Annotated in this window: 16 protein-coding genes and 1 riboswitch; of the genes, 13 read left to right on the top strand and 3 right to left on the bottom strand. The window is 61.5% G+C overall.

Going from position 1 to position 17,513, the window contains the following annotated elements:
- The first annotated feature begins 22 nt into the window (after positions 1-22).
- On the top strand, positions 23-418 hold the full coding sequence (locus KJS47_RS05460; RefSeq protein WP_213523473.1) for a hypothetical protein: 396 nt from the start codon (positions 23-25) through the stop codon (positions 416-418).
- 366 nt (positions 419-784) lie between these two features.
- Positions 785-949, top strand: a riboswitch (cyclic di-AMP (ydaO/yuaA leader).
- A 165-nt stretch (positions 950-1,114) separates the two neighbouring features.
- Positions 1,115-1,966: an alpha/beta fold hydrolase gene (locus KJS47_RS05455; protein ID WP_213523471.1), complete on the top strand. Its 852-nt coding sequence runs from the start codon at positions 1,115-1,117 to the stop codon at positions 1,964-1,966.
- Positions 1,967-2,143: 177 nt separating this feature from the next.
- Here KJS47_RS05455 and KJS47_RS05450 read toward each other — a convergent pair whose 3' ends face one another.
- From KJS47_RS05450 to KJS47_RS05440, 3 genes are read right to left on the bottom strand one after another with little or no spacing between them, the layout of a single operon-like run.
- A complete protein-coding gene (locus KJS47_RS05450) occupies positions 2,144-2,446 on the bottom strand; it encodes a hypothetical protein (protein WP_213523469.1) in 303 nt (100 codons plus the stop codon).
- A gap of 23 nt (positions 2,447-2,469) precedes the next feature.
- Positions 2,470-2,691: a sporulation protein Cse60 gene (locus KJS47_RS05445; protein ID WP_213523467.1), complete on the bottom strand. Its 222-nt coding sequence runs from the start codon at positions 2,689-2,691 to the stop codon at positions 2,470-2,472.
- Positions 2,688-3,188, bottom strand: coding sequence for a GreA/GreB family elongation factor (locus tag KJS47_RS05440; protein ID WP_213523465.1), 501 nt, complete (start codon positions 3,186-3,188; stop codon positions 2,688-2,690). The genes KJS47_RS05445 and KJS47_RS05440 overlap by 4 nt, the downstream gene beginning before the upstream one ends.
- 284 nt (positions 3,189-3,472) lie before the next feature.
- On the opposite strand from KJS47_RS05440, the gene KJS47_RS05435 reads away from it, so the two are divergent.
- From KJS47_RS05435 to KJS47_RS05385, 11 genes are all read left to right on the top strand, one after another.
- On the top strand, positions 3,473-3,916 hold the full coding sequence (locus KJS47_RS05435; RefSeq protein WP_213523463.1) for an NUDIX hydrolase: 444 nt from the start codon (positions 3,473-3,475) through the stop codon (positions 3,914-3,916).
- A gap of 245 nt (positions 3,917-4,161) precedes the next feature.
- On the top strand, positions 4,162-6,642 hold the full coding sequence (locus tag KJS47_RS05430; protein WP_213523461.1) for a sensor histidine kinase: 2,481 nt from the start codon (positions 4,162-4,164) through the stop codon (positions 6,640-6,642).
- 12 nt (positions 6,643-6,654) lie between these two features.
- A complete protein-coding gene (locus tag KJS47_RS05425) occupies positions 6,655-7,335 on the top strand; it encodes a response regulator transcription factor (RefSeq protein ID WP_213523459.1) in 681 nt (226 codons plus the stop codon).
- A 311-nt stretch (positions 7,336-7,646) separates the two neighbouring features.
- Positions 7,647-7,913 (top strand): response regulator transcription factor, encoded by a 267-nt coding sequence (locus KJS47_RS05420; RefSeq protein ID WP_213523457.1) that lies wholly within the window; start codon positions 7,647-7,649, stop codon positions 7,911-7,913.
- Positions 7,914-7,933: 20 nt separating this feature from the next.
- Complete coding sequence (locus KJS47_RS05415) at positions 7,934-9,745, top strand: putative bifunctional diguanylate cyclase/phosphodiesterase (RefSeq protein ID WP_213523455.1); 1,812 nt, start codon at positions 7,934-7,936, stop codon at positions 9,743-9,745.
- 95 nt (positions 9,746-9,840) lie between these two features.
- Positions 9,841-10,428 carry a DUF7010 family protein gene (locus KJS47_RS05410; protein ID WP_213523452.1) on the top strand — a complete coding sequence of 196 codons (588 nt, stop codon included), beginning with the start codon at positions 9,841-9,843 and terminating at the stop codon, positions 10,426-10,428.
- A gap of 305 nt (positions 10,429-10,733) precedes the next feature.
- The gene (gene tyrS, locus KJS47_RS05405; protein WP_213523451.1) at positions 10,734-12,023 is read left to right on the top strand and encodes a tyrosine--tRNA ligase; all 1,290 of its coding nucleotides are present in this window, start codon (positions 10,734-10,736) and stop codon (positions 12,021-12,023) included.
- A gap of 12 nt (positions 12,024-12,035) precedes the next feature.
- Positions 12,036-13,244, top strand: coding sequence for a chromate efflux transporter (chrA, locus tag KJS47_RS05400; protein ID WP_213523449.1), 1,209 nt, complete (start codon positions 12,036-12,038; stop codon positions 13,242-13,244).
- Between the two features lie 188 nt (positions 13,245-13,432).
- Complete coding sequence (locus KJS47_RS05395) at positions 13,433-14,980, top strand: PucR family transcriptional regulator (RefSeq protein WP_213523447.1); 1,548 nt, start codon at positions 13,433-13,435, stop codon at positions 14,978-14,980.
- Between the two features lie 159 nt (positions 14,981-15,139).
- Entirely contained in the window at positions 15,140-15,772 is a 633-nt protein-coding gene (locus KJS47_RS05390; RefSeq protein WP_213523445.1) for an aspartate/glutamate racemase family protein, read from the top strand.
- A 128-nt stretch (positions 15,773-15,900) separates the two neighbouring features.
- Positions 15,901-17,511 (top strand): OPT/YSL family transporter, encoded by a 1,611-nt coding sequence (locus tag KJS47_RS05385; protein ID WP_213523443.1) that lies wholly within the window; start codon positions 15,901-15,903, stop codon positions 17,509-17,511.
- Positions 17,512-17,513 lie beyond the last annotated feature (2 nt).

The following is a 17,513-nucleotide window of genomic DNA, read 5'->3' as shown; positions in this document are numbered from 1 at the left end:
CAAACAATAGGGAGAGTGTGACATGAGCAAGCTGTTGAAAAAAGGAAGCACAGGCAAGACAGTCGTTAAGCCGAAGCCGCCCATGAAAAAGGCGGCTCCCAAGCGGAAGGGGAGAACGAAGCAGACGCTGACGGGTACCTGGAAGGGTGACGACAACGCCCTTTACTATATCCGGCAGGTCGGCAACATCGTCTGGTGGGCCGGGCTCAGCGACAATGGCTCCGGCACGCAGTTTACGAACGTCTTCCGCGGTCCGATCGACGAGGACGAGATCATCCGCGGCAGATGGGCGGACGTGCCTCGGGGCGTCAACCGCGGGCGCGGAGGGCTGACGCTCGAGGTGGTCAGCGACACGCAGATCAACAAGATCGCCCAAACCGGCAACGGATTCGGTGCGACCAAGTGGACGAAGATTTAACGGGTACGAGAAGGCGGCTGTTGGGACTCCCCGGCAGCCGCCTATTCCTTTTTGCGGCTTACGAAAGGAGCAAATGAAAGAAACGGCGAGAGAAAAGAAGATTCTGCAAAACAAGCCGGCTAGTAAGCGGTTTCAACGGGACTTTCCGCCGATTTTCTAACATCCCTCTCGTTTTTCTCTCCTTTACATTCCGTGGCAGCTGGCGTAAGATACGATTCATGAATCGAGAATTGTAACCGGAGTTTTTCGTTCCAGCAACCGGAGGTTTGCCGGCTTCCCCGTCCGAGGGGGAGAGGCGGCCGGCAAGCCGAGAGGCTGCCGGACAGGCGAATCGCAGCTGCTTGAGAAGGAACTAGATGCAAGAACCAGACTTGATCGCTGAATTCCGTCACGACGGAAGCGGGGGAACCAAGCGTGCCAACGGCACATGGGGTGAATCCTGATCGGCCTGTCTCAGCAGGCCGACCAGGTAGGGCGACTCTCACGCCCGAATCCGACAGCTAACCTCGTAAGCGTCCCGAGAGAGGCAACGACGATCGTGTAAGGCCGCTGGGCGGCCTGTGCCTAAGAAGCCGCGAGAAGAGTTCCTCTTCGCGCGGCTTCTTTTTTGTTGCCTTCTTTCCGATCTGGGATGGATGGCGGGCGAGGAATCTGGCGATACCGCGGCGCCGGGAGAAGGAGAGAGGAGATGAGAGGATGCCGGTACGTACGGTGAACGGCTCCCCGTTGTATTATGAAGTGTCCGGGAGAGGGATGCCTCTCGTATTCCTCCACGAACACGGATTAACCCATGAAATGTTCAAGCCCCAGACGGATTACTTCCGCAATCGCTGCCTGGTGGTGACGGTGGACCTGCGGGGCAACGGCCATTCGGGCAGGCTGGAGGGGTCGTCCGACACCGTCTGCGGTGTTCAGTGCGAGGATGTCAGCCTGCTGCTCGGACACCTCGGCATCCGGCGGGCGGTGCTGGTCGGCGTCGGTTACGGCAGCGTCGTGGCTCAGCTGTTCGCCGTCCGCTACCCCGAGCAGGTGCTCGGACTTGTGCTGGCGGACACGCCGGCTGGACACGCGCCGAAAGGACCGGCCCTTCAGGCCGCCCTGGCCGCCAGCTGGCTGTCGGCCTATCTGCCGGGCGAGCTGGCACTGCGCTCGCTTCGGATTCTCTATTCGAGGTGGGGGCTCGCCTACCAGACGCTGCGGAAAGGGCTGCTGCACAAGCGGCCGGGCGACTTGCACAAGCAGCGGCTAGCGGCTGCCCGGCTGGACTGCTCCACTCTGCTGACGCGCATTCGGGTGCCGGCACTTTGCCTGGCGGGCGAGCATTCTCCTCCAGACCTCCGGCAGATGAAGGAGGCGGCCGGCATGCTGCCCTGCGGGCGCTTCGCCGTCATTCCCGATTCGCTCGCTCCGAGCAATTTGTGCAGCCCCGACCAGTTCAACGCTGCCATCGAACGGTTTCTGAACGAGGAGACACTGCTGGCAGGAGCGGAGGCCGCCCCCGGTATCCCGGATACGCCCCGCCGAGCGGCAGGAGGGAGCGGGGGCTAGCCTCCTCCGAATAGCCACTTGTCCCGCCGACGAAAAGCCCGAGCCTCTCTTCCTGCGGGAAGAAGGACTCGGGCTTATTTGCTGTCGGCATGACTGCCGAACCGGTCGCAAAAAAGATCAACCAGTCGGATGGCTGGTTGATCGCGGGTCTATCCGCCAGCAGCTCTTCCTTGCTTGTCATCGGCTCCAGAGGGTGGAGCCTAGAGACCAGACGACGATTGCCGCAATGCAGACGACGGATAGCACGGACAGGTACCAAAAAAAGGTCCGGTACCTCCGTTCGGATGTCTCGTCCTCGTCCGGCCGTGCGGCGCTCAAAGGCGCTCCGCACTGCGGGCATGCGGGATTCCGTCCGGCAGCCGTCTGGCCGCTCACCAGCCGTCCGCCGCAGCCGGGTCTCGTGCAGTACCGGCCATCGCGTTCGCTGCCGGCTCCGGTCCTCGTCTCTCCCGGCTGGGCGGAAGAGTTGTGCGCGTTCATGGCTTGAAGCTCCTTTCTCCCGATCAGGCGTCCGCCGGTTCCTTCTTCTTCCGTTCCTTGTCCGCGGTCTTGTAGACGACGAGAATCGCGCTTCGCTGCGATTCCACGCGGGAGGAATTCGCCTTGACGACGGAGCCGTAACGGACGGAGATGACTTGGCTGTCCTTCAGACCGGCCAGGAACAGGTTGGCTTGCTTCTCTGCGTAGGACGTGTCGGTATCGATGAATTCTTTCACTTGGATCATAGAAAGTCTCCTTTGTCTGGTAAGATGGCCGCCGTCCGCCCATCCTCTTCATCGCACCTGCCGCAGTCGGCATACCTTACCCGTTCGATCCTGACCTGCAAACTGCCGGAAGGGACCTGGAGGGGAATCGGAACCTGAAGAGGGGCCATCAGCAGCTGAATGCCGATGGGGGATAGAAACGAGATTTTGTTCTCGTTCGGGTCCGCTTGCTGGGGGAAGACGATGGTATAAGTCTCGGTAAACTGGTCGTCCAAATAAAAAAGCTCCACTTCGCTGCCGATAAGAACGGTGTCCAGGAATGCCGTTTCGTCCAGCTCTTTGGCAAGCAGGGCGCCTAACGTGTTCGTATATAAGGAGAGGAGTTCTCCTACTCTTGTACGCTCCCGGCCGGGACTCGGATAGTACCGGTCCATAAAGTCAGTTTTGTCGGCCTCGAAGTAAGCCAGCTGTTGGGAAAGCTGGGCACGGGAATCTTGCAGCAGGGGACTAGGGTTCATAGTAGATAACCCCTCCCCTTATGTGCTTCACTCTCGGGGCTGCCATCAAGAGCTGTATCATATTCATCCCTCCATGTAGTGATAAGGCCTCCCGGAAGGAGGCCTTTCATGTATTGTAACATTTATTATAGTTTAATCCAGTAGGCAGCACGAATTGTTGTCGACAAGAGGCGCGAGTCCCGGTTTTCCGGGGGGAGAAGAGGAGGGATTTAGAGGACGGGAGCGAAATTTGTTACAGGATACTCCGGGATGGCCCCGGATCCGCAGCGATCAAGGAGGGATAAATGATGATTCGACAAGCCGTTGGGGCGGTAGTCGAGACGGATGGCCGCGTTCTGCTCGTCTACAAGGTAAAAGGAGCGCAAGGAAAGCTGGCGGGCAAATGGGATCTGCCCAAAGGAGGAGTCGAACCTAACGACTGCAGCCTGGAGGACGCGCTGCTGCGCGAGCTCCGGGAGGAAACCGGCTCCTCGCAGTTCAAGCTCGGTTCCCGCCTGTCGGAGCCGCTGCGCTTCGCCTTCGATGCAGAAACGAGCCACATCCTCGGCTGCAGGGAGCAGGTGACGGAGCTGTACCGCGCCGTTTATACGGGCGACGGCACGGACCTTGTGCCGCTTGATGAAGAGATTGCCGAGGTCGCATTCTTTTCCCGGGAGGAGGCGCTCCCGCTCCTCTTCCCGGAGACCCGCCGGCTGCTCGCCTCGCTCTGGCAGCAGGAAGAGAGCTAACCAGCACCGGTAACGGCACGGGCCGGCTCCGTCCGTTGTCCTGGGCCGCCGGAAGGGCGAGGTGGGAGGCCTCGGTCCAAAGGAGGAAATCCTTCTCACATCGATCGTGCGGATGGCCCTTAAGACCCTAACAAGAAACTGCCATATAAGGTAAACTCAACTAGCGATTAGTTATTCTGTCCTAGAGACCGGGACGGGGCCAGCGGTGTACGTACCAAAGGCTGGAAAAAGGAGACGATTCTCGGTTGAACGACTATTTCCTTATTGGCGGCATCGGGTCCGCGTTCGCTGCCGGCTGGCTGCTCAGCTGCCTGATGGGGACGGGGAGAGGCCGGCGCGCCGGCCCTCCTTCCTTCGGCCGTTCTCGCCGCTCTGCGGGGGAGGACGTCCGTCTCCCCCGCGGGAGACGGGCCGGGCCGGGAAGGGGAGTGTCGGAGGGCCGGGAAGCGGGCCAGCGGTCTATTTTGGAGCATATTGTGGATTACATAGCGGTTAGTGATGCGAACGGCACGGTTCTCTACGCCTCGTCCCAGGGCTGGAGACCGCAGGAAGAGGGAGACGCCGGCATATCCGGCTTTGCTTATGTGCATCCCGACGATCTGGACGGGGTGATGGAACAGCACCATGAGCTTCTTCGCACTAGAGAGACGCGGCGGTTCCGGTACCGTCTCCTCACCGGAGAAGACTCCTGGCTTCCGGTGGAATGCGTGGCAACGCCCGTGCTTGGACCGGACGGTGAAGTGGAACGAATCGTCTCGGTGTCGCGCGACTGCGTCCGGGAGCTGGAGATGGAGGAGCAGCTCAAGCTTAGCGAAGAAAAGGCACGCCGGCTGCTGGACCGCTACCGCCGCCTCGTCGAGCTGTCCCCGGCCCCGATCGCCGTCTTCCAGGATGGATTCTTCACTTACCTCAACCCGGCGGGCCTTCAGGCGCTTCGTGCGGACAGCCTGGAGCAGATCGTCGGCACGACGCTTGCCGACTGGGTTCATCCGGACGACGTGAAGCGGGCGGAGGAACGAATTTGGTTAACCCACGAACAAGGGTATACGCCGCCTACAGATTTTTCCCTCATCCGGATGGACGGCACGGGAATGGAGATCTCCGCTACATCGATTTACGACCCACGTACCTGCTCCTTTCATATCGTTTTCCTCGATACGTCTGCCCGCAGACAGGCGGAGCGCGCGCTGCTGGACAGCGAAGAGAGAAACCGGCTTCTGGTCGAGCTCTCCCCTCAGGCAATCGTCTTCCATCGTCATTACCTTATCGAATATATCAATCCGGCAGGCATGGAACTCTTCGGCTATGCTAACGCGGAAGAATTGACCGGCCAGCCCCTGATGGACCTGGTCCATCCGGCGTGCAAGGGGACGGCGTGCAAGCGGCTGCTCCGGACGTACGGCGAGCAGGGAGCTCCCGGCCCCAGTGAGCTGCGGATGCTCAGGCGAGACGGGGAAGCGGTTATTGTGGAGGTGCTCTCGGCCTCGATCCCAAGCGGCGGCAGCAATGCCGGACTGTCGCTGCTGACCGACATAACGGAGCGGAAGCGCGAGGAGCGGAGACGGGAGCGCAAGGCACGGCGACTGCGTGAGAGTGAGGAACGGTACGGCCGGCTGCAGACTAGTCTGGATCGGCTGTCGCACGACCTGTTCGGCGTCCTGAAGGTAAACGAGATGGAGAGCCGTCTCTTGAAGGAAGTGAAAGAGGTGCTCGGCGTACGCCGCCTCTGGCTGTTGTCGACGGAGGGCGAGCAGCAGCTGACGATTCGGGAAGGCGAGCCGGAGCTGCCGGAGACGATCCGGCAGGAGGTAAAGGAGCTGCTGCTCGAGCCGGTGCCGATCTGCGAGCTGATCGACAGTCCGCAGCTCTGCCTCGTCAAGCTGGGAGAGAAGCAGGGGGCAAGCTATGTGCTCGTCATTGAGCGCACGCCCGAGCTCTGCCTCTCTCCGAAGCGGATCTGGCTGAAGACGATGACCCGGTTCGTCAGCGTCCTCTACGACAGCTTCCACCGGAACGAAGATTTGACCAAGGAGCTGGAGCAGCTGGCATCCGGGCAAGTGGCGCCTCCCTGGCTGCTCCGGCTGCTCTTCTCGCTGTCCGAGAAGGAGAGGAGGCGGCTGGCCCAAGACTTGCACGACACGGCGCTGCAGGAGCAGATTCTCTGGTATCGCCGGCTTGAGCAGGCGTTGGCCGATCCGGAGCTCCCCGCGGGCACGCGGGAGGAGCTGGCGCTCGTGGCGCAGGGCATGCTGGATGTCATGTACCAGATCCGGATGACGTGCAACGAACTGCGGCCGCCGTTCCTGCTCGAGGAAGGGCTGGTCTCTTCGCTGGAAGCGCTGATTGACTTTGTCGGTCTGCGGGCTGATTTCGCTGTCTCATTCGACGCCGCGGACTTCCGCCAGCCGCTTAACGATACCGTCCAGCTTGGCTTGTACCGGATCGTCCAGGAACTGCTGGCCAACGCGGCCAAGCATGCGCAGGCGACCCGTGTGGAGCTGAAGCTGTTCAGCCGGGACGGCCGGGTATTCCTGACCTACCTGGACGATGGGGTCGGCATGGAGCTTGGCGAATTGGAGGATTCGTTCGGGAGCATGGGCATGTACGGCATGAAGGAGCGGGTCCGCAGCATGGAAGGCACCTTGTCCTTCCGATCGTCGCCGGGTCACGGCTTGTCCGCCGTTTTGTCCGTCCCCGCCGAAGGGCAGGAACGCTATAAATTGTGAGGTGTAAGCAACATGATCCATATCTTGGTGGTCGACGACCATCCCGCTGTCCGGGAAGGCACCAAGCTGCTTTTGGAGCAGGAGGGCGACATAAGCGTTGTCCTTGCGGCTTCGGAAGCCTCGGCGAGGGACATGCTCGAGAAGCAGCGGTTCGACGTTCTGCTGCTCGACCTGCATATTGCCGACTGCAACGGCATTGCGCTCGCCAAGCAAATTCTGTCCCGCGAACCGGATACGCTTATCCTAATCTTTAGCGGCCACGAGATGGACAGCCGGTTCAATCTGATGATGGAAGCCGGCGTGGCAGGCTTCATCTCCAAGACGGCGAGCCGGGAGCAGCTGGTGACGGCTGTACGCTGCGCGCTGCGCGGCGACGTCGTCCTGCCTCTTGCGCTTGTCCGCCAGCTCCGCAGGCCGGGGGCCTCCGAGCAAGAGTCCGGCGTCCAACCCGAAGCCCCTGCGGTGAACGAGAAGGAGCACGACATTCTGCAGGAGATCGCCAAGGGCAAGAGCAACCGCGAGATCGCCCAGCTGCATATGATGAGTCAGCGTTCGCTGGAATATGCGCTGACGGGGCTGTTTCATAAGTTGAAGGTGAAATCCCGAATCGAGGCGGCGATGAAGGCGAAGGAGCTCGGCCTGCTGGACGACCGGCAGGAGGGTGCGGGCGATCCGGACCCGGGGCTCCTATAACTCGGACGGAAATCCGACACTACCTTCCAAATTCCGCCCTGATTCTGCGCTTTTCTTCATCATTTCAACCTATTGTTCGACAGAAATCTGCAAAGTCCCGCAAAATATTTGCGCGCCCGCGCCGGATTTTTTTCGGTTACCCGTTAGAGGAACAGGTATATCATGGAAGTAGTTCAAAGGCCCTAGTCTTATCGATTCATATACTTGCGATTGTCTGGAACGAGAGACTTAGATTCGGCGCGGCGCGAGGCTGGAGAACTAGGAGAAGGACGCGGAGCGGACGGTTGCGTTCCATAAGGAGGAGAGTCGGAATGAGAACGGGTACTTTGACTGACCCCTTGTCTCAAGTGACCAACCAGCTGGAGAGGGATTACAGACTAACGATGCGGGAGATCGAGCTGCTGAGGGCGATCTCCCTGCAAGGCTGGAACAACAGACAGTTGGCGCAGCATTTTCACATAACGGAGAAGACGGTTCAGAATCACTTGGCCAACATGATGCGCAAGACAGGGACCAGCTCCTCGCGGGAGCTGATGGCGCTTATGATGCGTAAGGTCCTGTACACGCACACAGCTTGAAGAGGGGGGAAGGGAGAGTCGTGTTACTCGGGCAGCAGACCATTCGGGAGATGATAGCAGAAGGACAGCCGCTGTCCGTCATTTTGTATCAGTTGGTAGAAGGGCTCGAGAGCGCGCTGGCGGACAAGCTGTGCGCGATTCATCTGGTAGGGCGGACGGATGGGGTTCTGCATGCAGAAGCGGCGCCCTCCCTGCCCTCCTCTTATCAGCGAGCTTCCATCCGCTGGAGCATCGGCTCGGGAGGCGGCGCATGCTCCCAGGCGGCCTTTCGCAGAGAGCCGGTCGTCGTTACCGCACTGGCGGAAGACGCCTGCAGCGATGGCTGGCAAGATGACGCCGAGAGGCACGGTCTCCGTGCGGTGTGGGCGTATCCGATCGTGACGCCGGCGAACCGGATCGCCGGCGTCCTTGCCGTCTACTCGCGCGCGGCCGGCGCTCCAAGCGCCGAGGAGGAATGGCTCGTGGACACCCATGCATTATTCCTCGGAGGGATCCTTGAGACGTACGAGGCGGAGCGGCGGATCGAGAAGCTGGCTTTTTACGATTCATTGACGCAGCTGCCGAACCGGCGCTGCTTTCGTCACCGGCTAACTGAGACGATTGCGGAGCGTAGACGCGAGCATCGGGGCAAGGGCAAGGCCGCCGTGCTCATCATCAACCTGGAAGGCTTCAAGCTGATTAACGAGACGTTCGGTCACGAATTGGGAGACCGCATTCTGGTGATGGCCTCCCGCAAGCTCAAGGAGTGCATGCCGGAGGAGGCGGTGCTCGCCCGAATGGATGGCGTCAAATTCATGGCGCTGCTGCCCAGGCTGGAGCGGCTGCGCGACGTTCGCCTGCGGCTCGAGACGATTCTCCGGGCGTTCGAGGAGCCATTCGAATACGCGGCCCATCAATTCCCGCTCCGGGCGGATATCGGCGTCAGCCTGTATCCGTACCACGGCACGGCGGCGGAGAGCCTGATCCAGCACGCGGACATCGCCATGTATCATGCGGAAGCGCAGGGACGGAGAGGGTTTGCTTACTATGAACGTTCGATGAGCAACAAGCTGTACGACAACTTCATGCTCGTAAGCGAATTCACCCGGGCGCTGCGCAATCAGGAGTTCGTCTTGCACTATCAGCCTCGCTACGACATGTCTGAGAGCGGCATTCCGTGCGTCGAAGCGCTCGTCCGGTGGAACCACCCTACGCGCGGCATCATTCCGCCGGGAGACTTCATCCCGCTGGCGGAAGATACGGGATTTATTGTTCCGCTTGGCAAATGGGTGCTGGAGGAGGCGTGCAGGAGGAATAAGCAGTGGCAGGACGCGGGCCTGAACAAGGTGAGGGTCGCGGTCAACTGCTCGGCGCGTCAGCTGCATAAGGACGATTTTGTCGTAACCGTCTCCCGTGCTTTGGAGAAGGCGGGGCTGGATCCTTGCTATCTCGAGCTGGAGATTACCGAGAGCGCGCTGATCGGCTCCGAGGGCAGCAGCATCCGGCAGCTTCGCAGCTTGCGGGAGATGGGCGTGAGGCTTGCGATCGACGATTTTGGCACGGGCTATTCCTCTCTGCACTACCTGATGCAGTTCGAGGTCCATTCGCTGAAGATCGACCGGACCTTCGTCAAGCAAATTCCGAATGCGGCCATTGCCAACACGATACTTGCGCTTGGCCGCAGTCTCGGTCTCCGGGTCGTCGCGGAAGGGGTGGAGACCGCTGAGCAATACGATTATCTCAAGCAGCAAGGGTGTGAAGAGGTGCAGGGCTACCTGCTCGGCAAGCCCGTGCCGCCCGAACGGATGGAGCAGCTCCTCGCCTCCGGGTATCTGAAGGGCACCATCGGATAGCACGGCGAACCGAATCCATCTTGACAGGACAGGAGCTTCCTCCTATGGTGAGGTTAGCGTGTGATGGAACCGAATTGGAGAAAGAGGGATGATCATTGGATTACGGCAAACTGACGCTTGAGGAGTTGCGGAACGACCTTATCCGCACGGCCAGGAAGGGCTATCCCATTTTTCTGGCGGGTGCACTCTTCTGGCTGGTCATGGCAGTGCTTAGCTTCTTTCTCGAAGGCAAGCCGCTCGCCCTTTGTTACGTTCTCGGCATGGGGAGCATCTTTCCGCTTGGCCTGCTCTTCAGCAAGGCGCTGGGCGTCGATTTCCTGTCGGTCCGCAACCCCCTGTCCACACTGGGCGGGATCATCGGAGGCATTCAGGCGTTCTTTCTCCCGGTCTGGATCGTGACCTACATCGAGCAGTACGAGCTGATTCCGATGATGGTCGGGATATTGGGCGGCTCGCATTTTTTGCCTTATGCGTGGATTTATCGCAGCCGTTCCTATTTGTTTCTCACTATAGCGACGACGCTCTGCTCGTTCGTCTTCGGCTACGTGCTGGCGGAGCGGGCGTTCCTGCTCGTACCGGCCACTGTCTGTATCGTCTACTTGCTGACGGTGGCGGGCCTTCTATATGAGACCAGGAGGACGCCGGGCCGCCCGGCCGCGTCGTCTCCGCTAGCAGGAAAGTAGCCGCCAGCCCGAATCGAACAAGCCTCGACCGCTAGCCGGCCGGGGCTTGTTCGATTGGGTCCCTTGTGCGGCAGGCGGTCAGAGGCGGCGGGGCATGCCCGTCCATCCGGCCGGAGAAGTTACCCGCCAAGGGTCTGCCAGAGTCGAGGGAGGGGATCTGTGCTTGCAGGACTTCATGGTTATCCGCATAATGAATGAGAGACAAGGGAGTTGCCGCATTGGCGGCTCCTTCCAGACTAGGACAAGCCGCCGGGCGCGCATGCCGTGCAGCCGGCTTAAGACACGATTGAAGGAGAGACGATAGGATGACGACGGACCGTACACCGGGCACACGCCCGGCCGCTTTACTGGAGGATTTGGAATACCGGGGGCTCGTTTACCAGATAACCGACCGCGAAGGGCTCGAGAAGAAGCTCGCCGAAGGCCCCGTATCGCTGTATTGCGGCTTCGACCCGACCGCGGACAGCCTGCATATCGGCAGCCTGCTGCCGATTTTGATGCTCCGCCGCTTTCAGCTCGCCGGCCACAGGCCGATCGCGCTCGTAGGAGGAGGCACCGGTCTCATCGGGGATCCGAGCGGCCGGTCGACCGAGCGCAGCTTGAACACCGCGGAGACGGTCGCAGGCTGGACCGAGAGTCTGAAGCGGCAGCTGTCGCGGTTCCTTGATTTCGAGGGAGACAGTCAGGCGCGCCTCGTAAGCAACTACGACTGGATCGCTCCTCTTGACGTGATCACCTTCCTGCGCGAGGTGGGCAAAAACTTCACAGTCAACTACATGCTGGCCAAGGATTCGGTTGATTCCCGGCTGTCGGGAGGGATTTCGTTCACCGAATTCAGCTACATGATTCTTCAGGCTTACGACTTCCATAAGCTGCACGAGACGTACGACTGCTCGCTGCAGATCGGCGGCAGCGACCAGTGGGGGAATATTACGGCGGGCCTCGACCTGATCGGGAAGATGGGAGGCAGCGGAGCTTTCGGATTGACGATGCCGCTAGTGACCAAGAGCGACGGCAAAAAGTTCGGCAAATCGGAGTCGGGGGCGATCTGGCTCGACCGCAGCAAGACTTCCGCCTACCAGTTCTATCAATTCTGGATCAATACGGACGATCAGGACGTCGTCAAATTCCTCAAGTACTTCACGTTTCTTAATCCGGAAGAAATCGAGGAGCTGGAGAGGGAGGTCGCCGAGCGGCCTGAGAAGCGCGCCGCCCAGCGGACGCTGGCGCAGGAGGTAACCCGCCTCGTCCACGGCGACGAAGCGGTGACGAGCGCCGAGAACATCACCCAGGCGCTGTTTTCCGGCGAATTCACCCGGCTCAGCGAGGAAGAGCTGGTCGAAGCGCTGTCCGGCATGCCGACCACGGTCGTCGAGGATGCGGCAGAGACGCCTCTGATCGATCTACTCATCGCGGCCAAGGCGGCTCCGTCCCGCCGGCAGGCACGCCAGGATATCGAGAGCGGCGCGGTCTCCGTGAATGGGGAGAAGCAGGCAGGCGTGGATACGGTCATCGTGCCGGATCAGCGTCTGTACGGCCGTTACCTGGTGCTGCGCCGCGGCAAGAAAAACTACTATCTCATCCGCTTCGAATAGGAGAGGATCCGGATGAATAAGCGCAATGCGGATCGGCAGGGACAAGGCCGCGCGCTGCTGGAGGTGCTGCTCGTTTCGCTGCAGCTGGGACTGACCTCCTTCGGCGGGCCGGTCGCCCATCTAGGGTACTTCCACGAGGTCTACGTCCGCAAGAAGCAGTGGCTCGATGAGCGGAGCTACGCCGACCTGGTGGCGCTCTGCCAGTTCTTGCCGGGACCGGCGAGCAGCCAGGTTGGCATCGGCATCGGTACGCTCCGGGCCGGCTGGCTCGGCGGCGTGGCGGCTTGGGCCGGCTTCACTCTACCCTCTGCGCTGGCGCTCATCCTGTTCGCCTTCGCGGTGCAGAGCTTCGCGCCGGCGGACGCCGCCTGGCTGCACGGCCTCAAGCTGGCGGCTGTCGCGGTTGTAGCCCAGGCGATCGCCGGCATGAGCCGCAGCCTCGCGCAGGGCCGCGCGCGCATGACGATCGCCGCAGCCGCGGCCGCGATCGTGCTGCTGTGGCCGTCGCCCGCTGCGCAGGTGGCCGTGCTCGCGGCGGCGGCTCTCGCGGGGCTGGCGCTCTTCCGGCGGGCGGACGAGCCTGAGCCGGGTGCACTTCGACCGCCGTCGGGGCCGCCGGTCAGCCGCCGGGCGGGCGCGCTCTGCCTGGCGCTGTTCGCCGGCCTGCTCCTCGCGCTGCCTGTGCTGCGGGGTGCGATCGGCTCGCCGGCGCTAGCCGTCTTCGACAGCTTCTACCGCTCAGGCTCGCTCGTATTCGGCGGCGGCCATGTCGTGCTGCCGCTCCTGGAACGGGAGACGGTGCCGTCCGGCTGGGTATCCGAGGAAGTATTCCTCGCCGGTTATGGCGCCGCCCAGGCCGTTCCGGGGCCGCTGTTCACGTTCGCCTCCTACCTCGGCGCAGCGTTGGGCGGCCTCCCGGGAGCGGTGCTGGCGACGGCGGCGATCTTCCTGCCCGCCTACCTGCTCGTCCTCGGCGTCCTGCCCTTCTGGGAGGCGCTTCGCAGGCGCAGGGCCGTCCATGCGGCACTGGCCGGAATGAATGCGGCCGTCGTCGGCCTGCTGCTTGCGGCATTCTACGATCCTATCTGGACGCGGGCGGTCGGCTCTCCCGCCGACGCTGCCTTCGCGGGCATCCTGTTCGTGCTGCTGGCGTACTGGAAGCTGCCGCCCTGGCTGCTTGTGGCGATCGGAGCGGCGGGCGGGATGCTGCTCCCCGTCTGACGGCCGCGCACGCGATTCGATCTTTCAACCCCCGGTGGCTGGCTGCCGGGGGTTGTTTGCTGTCCGGGAGCCTCTTGCGGGCCGGATGGGCGTCGGTTTTGCGCCGGGCGGCGCTTCTTCTATAATAAGGGGAGAAGACGAGCGCCCGGGAGGAAGCCGAAGCGCACGCGGAAACGAAGGTGAACGGAATGAAGTGGAAGGGCGTGACGGTCCGGGAGCTGCTGAAGCTCCCGGTTCTCAAGGAAGCCAAGGTCATCAGCGGAGAAGAGGGGCTGGACCGGGTGGTCCGGTACGTGGATATTCTGGAGGTGCCCGATCTGAGGGGCTGGCTGCGGGAGGGCGAGCTCGTGCTGACGACGGGGTATTCCGTCCGGCACGACCCCGACCTGCTCGCGGCGCTTGTGGAGCAGCTCGCCCAGGTGGATGGTGCCGCCGTCGCGATCAAGACGGAGCGCTTCATCGCGGACGTGCCGCCGAGCATGCTGGAGAAGAGCCGTGAGCACGGCATCCCGGTGCTCCAGCTGCCGAATGATCTGCCCTATATCGATATCACCTACCCGATTATGGAACAGATCATCGACAAGCAGGCGGCGCTACTCAGGAGGTCCGAGGAGGTTTATAAGACGCTCATGAATCTCCTGCTTACGAGCAGCGGGCTTCAGGCGGTGGCGGACACCGTAGCCGGCCTCGTTCAGGCGCCGGTCTGGGTGGTGGACAAACACGGCGAGCTGCTCGCAGGTACGGCTGCGGACGGACCAGGACAGGAGGAATCGGTCCTCAGCTATGACATTGCGGTTGACAAACAGACAGTCGGCCGGCTTCTGATCGGCAAGGAATCGCTGGACGAGCTGGAGCTGGTGTGCGTCGAGCAGGCGCGTCTCGTATTCTCGCTGGAATTCATGGGACGCAAAATAGCGGAGGACACGGAGGCGCGGCTGCGCGGCAGCTTCTTCGAGGAAGTGCTGGCGGGGCTTCCTTTTTCGCGGCAGGAGGTGGAGAGCAAAGGAAGACAGTTCGGGCTCCGGCCCGAATGGAGCTGGGAGGTGTGGCTGCTCGAAGCCGACGCGGCCATCCTGGCCCCCGGCACTCCCTTCTCCGCAGAGCTGGAGGAGGCTCTCGCTCTTGAGGCGGCGAGGCGCCGGGTGAAGGCACACGCGATGCGCCAAGGGGAGCGCCTCGTCCTGATGCTCGCCGTGGACGACGCCCGTTCCGATGCTGGACGCGGGACGGCCGGTCCGGCTGACGCCGGCAGCGCCTGGACCGCGGTGCTGGAGCCGATCCTTGCTCCGTGGAAGCAGGTGCGGGCGGGGATTGGCAGCCGCCGCCCGCTGTGGGAGGCGTCACGCGGCTACACGGAAGCACGGCGGGCCCTCGCGCTGGGCAGCCGGCTCGACAAGCGCCGCCAGCTGCTTCCTTATGATGACGTGGAGATCTTTCAGCTGCTTCTCGAGGCGGCCGAATCGGTCAACTTTGAGCCCTTGATAGACAAGAAGATCGGCAAGCTGGCCGCCTATGACAGGGAGAATGGAACCGAGCTGGTGACGACGCTGTATTACTATCTGGCGACGGGGGGCAGTCTATACGAGACGGCGAACCGGCTGTTCATCCACCGCAATTCGGTCAAGTACCGGATGGACCGCATCCGCGAGATCGCAGGCGTCGAGTTCGATAGTCCGCTCAAGGGGATCAATTACTACTTGTGCACCGCTTTCTATTTATTGAAAATAATGGAGTAACACAACAGGCCTATTGTGCTCGCAGCACAATTGGTCTGTTATTGTTTTGGCGATAGGGCACATTGTTGAGGACTTTGTGAACGGATACAATTTAGACAAAGGACACAAATTGTTCATATATGACGCAGGTTCAGGAAAGATTAGGAAAGGGTGAGGAGCATGATAGGGGTCATTCGGGTACTGACAACGGAGAATAAGGGCGTCCTGGAAGAGCATGGCCGGCTTATTGCGGAGCAGTACGGAGTCCGGGCCGTCAGCCGGTGCATTCCGGACCAGCCGCTGGGCATTTATAACGAAGAGACGGAGCGGCAGGCGAATCCTAAGATTGTAGAGCTCGGCGTACAACTGGCGGAAGAAGGCTGCCGCGTTCTGGTGATCAGCTGTGCGGCGGATCCCGCCATTGATTTGCTGCGGGAAAGCGTAGACGTGCCGGTCGTTGGAGCCGGAAGCGCGGCCGCTCATCTCGCCTTGGCGACGGGGCTTCCCGTCGGCGTCATGGGGATCACGGACGATGTGCCCGCCAATGTGAAGAAGCTTCTCGGCTCCCGGTTCGTCGCCTACGCCCGTCCTGACGGGGTGACGAATACGACCCAGCTGTTGACGGAGGAAGGTCGTGCGCTCGCACTGCAGGCGGCTCGCTCGCTGCTAGGACAAGGCACGAAGCTCATCCTGTTCGCCTGCACCGGCTTCTCCACGATCGGGATGGCGGACGTGCTGAGGCGCGAGCTGGGCGTACCGGTCGTCGATGCGGTGGAGGCCGAAGGCCGGATCGCATCGTCTCTGCTGTCCTAACTTAACCTGCCCCCGTCTCCCTTTGCCTTCCGGCGTGCGGGAGACCGGCCCTGCAGAGGAGATCCGGCAGCCGGAGCCGTCTGCATGCACCAAACAGGCACCAATTTGAAAGAAGAGAGGGAACGACTATGAAAAAACAAGAAGAAAAGCACCCAAGTATCTTTGAACCGTTCGCTCTCCTCCTGAATATTGTGACTGGCGTTCTGGGCGCCATCATCGGCATCCAGCTGGTCACAACGCTGGGTGTGACACCCAATACGGCCATTATCGGCGCACTGGTCGCCATGCTGATCTCGCGGATCCCGGTCGCAATCTTTAAGAAATACCGGTCGATCCACCGCCAGAACCTTGTGCAGACCTCCATCTCCTCGGCTACCTTCGGGGCGGCGAACAGCCTGCTGATTCCAATCGGCATTCCGTTCGTCATGGGCGAAACCCAGCTAATCGTTCCGATGCTGATCGGAGCCGCTCTCGCGATGTTCGTCGATGCGGCGATCCTTTACAAGGTGTTCGACTCCAAGCTTTTCCCAGCCAGGGAAACGTGGGCGCCAGGCGTGGCGACCGCCGAGTCGATCATGGCGGGAGACAAGGGAGGCAAGCGGGCAGCCCTGCTCGGCGTCGGGACCGTAATCGGCCTGATCGGCTCTTCTCTTCATATCTCGATGTCGGCGTTCGGCGTCGCGTTCATCGGAAACATCTGGGCGCTGACGATGTTTGGCATCGGCCTTCTCATTAGGCAGTATTCGGTTCCGTGGCTCGGCATTGACGTCAACGCGCTCTATATTGCCCATGGGGTTATGATCGGCGCCGGCATCGTCGCCCTCATTCAGGCGGGCATGCTCATTTTCTCCCGGCAGAAGAAAAAAGGCGGTCCGGCGGCCGCGGCTGGCGCCTCTGCGGAATCGGGCGACAACGGCCTGACCCGCCCGATCGGGGAAGCGAGAAGAGCACTCGGTCTCGGCTTCCTGGCCTATCTCGTCATCGCGCTCATCATCGCCATGATCGGCGGCATCGCCACTCACATGTCGGTCGGCATGCTCATCGGCTTCATGCTGTTCGCCGCCTTCGCCGCGTTCGTGCATGAGCTGATCGTCGGGATCGCCGCGATGCACTCGGGCTGGTTCCCGGCCTTCGCCGTCGCGTTCATCACGCTTCTGTTCGGTATGCTCCTCGGGTTCCCTCCGGTCGCGCTAGCACTTCTGGCCGGCTTCAGCGCCGCCACCGGCCCGGCGTTCGCGGACATGGGCTACGATCTGAAGACCGGCTATATTCTCCGGGGGAAAGGGCAGGACAAAGAATTTGAGCTTCACGGACGCAAGCAGCAGTATATAACAGGCATGATCGCCTTCGGCGTTGCCTTGCTGACGGTGCTGTTCACGTACAAGAACTTCTTTGCCCAAAACCTCGTGCCTCCGATCGACACGGTCTACGCCTCGACCATCAAGGCGGGCGCCTCGCCGGATGTCGCCCTCCAGCTGCTTCTCTGGGCGATCCCGGGAGCAATCGTCCAGCTGATCGGCGGGCCGAGCCGCCAGCTCGGCGTCCTGTTCGCCACCGGTCTGCTTATTCTTACTCCGAACGCCTGCTGGGCGGTGCTGAGCGGCATTCTCATCCGTCTCATCGTCCTGAAGCTGAAGAAGAAGGATGCCGAAGCTTCGATGAGCATTCTGGCAGCCGGCTTCATTGCGGGCGATGCACTCTACAGCTTCTTCAACTCGATCTTCAAAATCCGAAAGTGAGG

It is taken from the genome of Paenibacillus sp. J31TS4, assembly GCF_018403265.1.
GTDB lineage: Bacteria > Bacillota > Bacilli > Paenibacillales > NBRC-103111 > J31TS4.
The sequence above is the reverse complement of the archived record's forward strand: the minus strand, read 5'-3'. Positions and strand labels throughout refer to the sequence as shown.